Origin of the sequence: Pseudonocardia kujensis, from assembly GCF_021283305.1 — a bacterium.
GTDB lineage: Bacteria > Actinomycetota > Actinomycetes > Mycobacteriales > Pseudonocardiaceae > Pseudonocardia > Pseudonocardia kujensis.
This window is the reverse complement of record NZ_JAJSOK010000139.1, coordinates 1-4,184: the sequence shown is the minus strand read 5'-3', so window position 1 is coordinate 4,184 and position 4,184 is coordinate 1. Positions and strand designations below refer to the sequence as shown.

General features: G+C 68.7%; 3 protein-coding genes. 2 read left to right on the top strand and 1 reads right to left on the bottom strand.

Annotation, left to right across the window (positions count from 1 at the left end; translation table 11 throughout):
• The first annotated feature begins 1,166 nt into the window (after positions 1 to 1,166).
• Both LWC35_RS38595 and LWC35_RS38590 read left to right on the top strand, forming a co-directional pair.
• A complete protein-coding gene (locus LWC35_RS38595) occupies positions 1,167 to 2,042 on the top strand; it encodes a putative signal transducing protein (protein ID WP_232875552.1) in 876 nt (291 codons plus the stop codon).
• Positions 2,043 to 2,332: 290 nt separating this feature from the next.
• Positions 2,333 to 3,313 carry a cation diffusion facilitator family transporter gene (locus tag LWC35_RS38590; RefSeq protein ID WP_232875551.1) on the top strand — a complete coding sequence of 327 codons (981 nt, stop codon included), beginning with the start codon at positions 2,333 to 2,335 and terminating at the stop codon, positions 3,311 to 3,313.
• 251 nt (positions 3,314 to 3,564) lie between these two features.
• On the opposite strand, the gene LWC35_RS38585 is transcribed toward LWC35_RS38590, so the two are convergent.
• On the bottom strand, positions 3,565 to 3,915 hold the full coding sequence (locus tag LWC35_RS38585; protein WP_232875550.1) for a hypothetical protein: 351 nt from the start codon (positions 3,913 to 3,915) through the stop codon (positions 3,565 to 3,567).
• Positions 3,916 to 4,184: the final 269 nt, after the last annotated feature.

The window sequence follows — 4,184 nt, the reverse complement described above, 5'->3', positions numbered from 1 at the left end:
GTCTCTGGGACGGTCATCGTGGTTCCCCTTCAGAAGTGCACCTGGCGTGGTCTCTGACGGGAAGAACTCTGCTGCCGACCGCGGCCTCGCACTGTCGGCCCGACGCTCGACAGGCAGGGGGAACCGACCGTCGGGCAATCAGCGGAGCAGGGATCCGTACGAGGCGGCCTCGGCCTGCGACGACCGACGCTCCCCTCAGAGGGATCCGACGATCGACTGCACGATCGGGAAGGCTGCTTCGTCCGAGATTTCGTCCGAGATCCTGGAGCCAGGAACTTCCGCAGGCAGAAACGACGGAGGCCGGTGTCCCCGTCGAGTGGACACCGGCCTCCGCCGACCGTCGGGACGACAGGATTTGAACCTGCGACCTCTTGACCCCCAGATCTGTGAATCGCTGTTCTTGCACGTCAGAGGCTGCAACAGCGACTTCTCGACCCTACGCCGGACCTGATCCCGCAGGTCGTTCATAGGGCGTGGTCCCCGGCTGGTCCCCGGGACGACGAACCAGTCCGCCCGCCATTCGGGTCGAGCCGCTGGTCGACGTCGAGTCATGGCTCGCAACGCCGTCGGTACCGAGCGGCCGGCCGGGAGCCGCCCCTGGCCGGAATGACGCGACGATGCATCAGTCGACTCGGGTGAGGTCGTTCCAGGTCGACGGCTCGCCCGCGTTGCCGACGATACTGATCGACTGCCGGCCCTACTCCGAGAAGCCCGACGCGTCCGACAGTCGGCGGGTTCGGATGGCGAAACGACATCGCTTTGACCGGAAGCACCGTGGCGCCGACGCGGACGCGGCCGCCCGGCTCTTCGCCGTCTACCGAGCGTGCCGACGCCGCCGGCATCCGGACGCTGCCGACCTCGGCATCGACCCCATGCCGCTCCCGGCACCCACCGGTCCCCCGGCGGTTCGGCCCGCCGTCCATCTCCGCTCCACTCCAGCACCCGACCGTCGCACGCTGCCGGAACGGCCACCGGCGACCCCCGCCTCGACGCCTACCTCGACCTCCTGGAAGCCGCCCTCGCCGATCACGTGATCACCCCGATGAGCAGCAACAGCTCGAGGGCTGGCCGCAGCATCCGGTCTGGGCCCTCAGCAGGTCGCGTCGGCTCGCCACGCCTCGGGAGCGGCCCTGCGCGAGGGCGCCCGCTACGCAACCATCACGGACATGCCGAAGTACCAGGTCAACGACGCCGCGGTCGATCACGCACATCATCTCATCGACGCTCGCCGTTACGTCCTGCGTAGCCGCTGGGGCGACGTCCGACCCACCGCCGCTGACGGAACCCGCTATCTCGAGACCCACACTTGGGACGAGTACGGCTCCTGGCACCTCGGCCTCACTGGTGGCGCTGCCGACGACTCCAAGCGCCGCTACGCCTTCGTCTTCGGTGACTACAAGCGCCTCCACCGCATGGGCATCATCAGCTGCCACTACCGCGCCGCTGAGTGGGGCCACAAGGATGCGGTGCTCGACGTCCACGGACAGCAGGTCCGCATGGTCCACCCGCCCAAAGACCCTTCGACTTCATCGAGGCATGTCGCCACCGCGGCCCTCGACGCGTGCCGCGGTCGGCAGCGCTCTTACCCCTACGGAACGCATGGAGACTGCGGCCCGAGGAGGGCGCTGGCCAGACCAGCGCCGTCCTCGAGCCGCAGCTGCACGACCACGGCGAGAAGCGCATCCCGGCCGAACCCGGCCTCGTTCGGGGCGCTCCGACCTCCTCCGGCTCACCCACGCCGGATGAGGCGGAGCTCGTCCGACCTAGCCACTGTGCAGCCTCGGTGCGAGCAGGAACGCGGTGACGAGGCGAACGGAGTGCAGATCGTGGACGACGTCGTCGTGTTGACCGTCGTGTCCAGCAGCAGCGAGGCGGAGCTGATCGTCGGACTGCTCCGCAGCGGCGGTCTGCGGGCGGAGGTGTCGGCCGACGATGCCGGAGGTCAGGAACCTCAGCTGCAACTGCAGGGCGTCCGCGTCCTCGTCGCCGCGTCGGACGAGGCCGCGGCCCGACAGGTACTGGCGAGCGTCAACACGCCTTAGTGGGGGACGGGCCGTGCCCCTCGCCCGAGTCCTCGCCCACCGCAGCCAGCCCCGACGGCCCCTGCTGGGACTCCGGTCTCGCCGCCTCGGACGGCGTTGCGGCTGCGGTGGGCATCCGTCCCAACCCGACTTCACGCCCGGCGGCCGGGTTCGACGGGCGAGCAGCTGAAGATCATCGACTCGCTTATCCGACCGACGTACAGGAAGTTGGCGTCCCTGTGTGGCGATCTCGGTGACATGGCATTCGTGCACGCTCGCGAGCCGTCGACCCGACAACGAGGAGGTGGGAGATGCCGAACGACAGCACGCGAACCGTCCTGGTCGCCCTGGGGGCCGGCGTCGGAGTCGCGGTCGCGAAGGCGGCAGCAGCGGTCGTCACCGGCTCGACTGCGCTGGCCGCGGAGGCTGCACATTCGCTCGCCGATACCGCAAATGATGTCTTCCTCTTCGTCGCCCAGCGCCGCAGCAGCCAACCGCCCGACGACCAGCATCCGCTGGGATATGGCCGGGAGGCCTACTTCTGGGCGTTGATCGCAGCCCTCGGCGTGTTCGTCGCCGGCGCCGCCTTCTCTCTGCGCGAGGGGATCGACGAATTGATCCGTCCCAGCGTCACCTCGTCGTTCACCGTGGCCTATATCGTGCTGACGATCTCCACCGTCTTCGATCTGGCGTCATTCCGCCAGTCGGCGGGCCAACTGCGCCGCCGAGCACACCGTTATCAGCGAGGGCTCCTGGAGGAGGCGAGGGTCACGTCCGACCCCACCCTCCGTGCCGTCTTCAATGAAGACGCCGTCTCCGTCGCCGGGAACGTGCTCGCGTTCGTCGCGTTGGCCCTGAACCAGATCACCGGGTCGTCGATACCGCAGGGTGTCGCCGCGGTCGTCATTGCGCTGCTGTTGATCCGTATCAGCCTCCGCCTCATCCACCGCAGCCACGACTTCCTGGTCGGCATCTGGGCCGGGGCCGGCGGGGAGCCACGGGGCCGCGACGTCGACGGCTTCACCCAGCCATTACGACAAGCTGATGAAGAACAGGTGCGGTCCGTCCTCCTCAGTTGCCCGGGTGTCACTGCGATTCGTCAACTCCTGTTCACTTTCGTCGGACCGGGCCGAGTGTGGATCGTGGCACGAGTCGACATCGACAACTGTCTGCACGCTGCCCAGGTCAAGGCACTCGTCAGCGGCATCGAATCAGCTCTGATGCGCGAGACGGAAGACATCTTCCGGGTCGACATCGTGCCTATAGGCGAAGCGTCGGCTCCGAAAACGTAGTGTCGGTTCCAGGACGATCTCCCCCGCTCGCTGCTGGCTGCTGGCCAGGTCAAACTCGCTGCGTGTGGTGGAGGCTCCCGGCTTGGTTGCGCGAGTGAGTTGCGTGCGGCGCGCGCTGAGTCGGTGCCACCTCCGTCGGCCAGCGCGTCGGTGCTGAGCCGCGGCGAACGATGATCAAGAGCTTTGCTGCCCGCCGGGTCGGACGCCTTCTGCCTCTGGCGAGTCGGTCGTTTGACGCGACGGCGCATACCTCAGCCCGCGCACTGCCGAGTGTGCGCGGAGCTGGCGGGAGAGAGCCCGCTCGCATGGCGCGGAAGGCGTATCCGTAGCGCCCCCGGCCTGGCGGTGAAGCGCAAAGGCGGGGCGAGCCGCAGTGCGGGGCCTCGATCCGCCGGGCGCTGGCGCGGCTTCGGGCAGTCGTTGCGCGGCCGGAACCGGCTGCTGGTGTCCTGGCGCACCAGCACGGCGGCGATGTGGATGTGGTCCTCGGCATGCCGGATCGCCACCCACCGCGGCCCGCCACGATCCCCGTGGGTGGCGACGCCGGCGTCGTGCAGCAACTCCCGCGCGATCGACGCCCACTCCACGTCCGAGAGCCACACCGGCCTCACCTGGCTCGCTGACGCGGAAGTTCCCCGTCCATGTACTCCGCAAGATCGCGGGGCGCGGGTCCATCACCACGACCCAGCGCTACCTCCACCCGGACGGCGAGACCATCCGAGCTGCGGGCGAGTCGCTGACCGCCCTAGGAGACTGCTGAAAAGCTCGGGTGTCGGACCGCCAGTCGATCTCGGGCCGCTGGGACGATGCCCGTGTGCAGGGTCGGTCTGATCCGCAGCGTGAGCTGCTCGATGTCGAGTCCGTGGCCGGG

What these genes read in the sequence shown, in the direction of transcription:
- LWC35_RS38595 (WP_232875552.1), top strand. Translation starts at nt 1,167, where the DNA reads ATGCCGAAGTACCAGGTCAACGACGCCGCGGTCGATCACGCACATCAT.
- LWC35_RS38590 (WP_232875551.1), top strand. Translation starts at nt 2,333, where the DNA reads ATGCCGAACGACAGCACGCGAACCGTCCTGGTCGCCCTGGGGGCCGGC.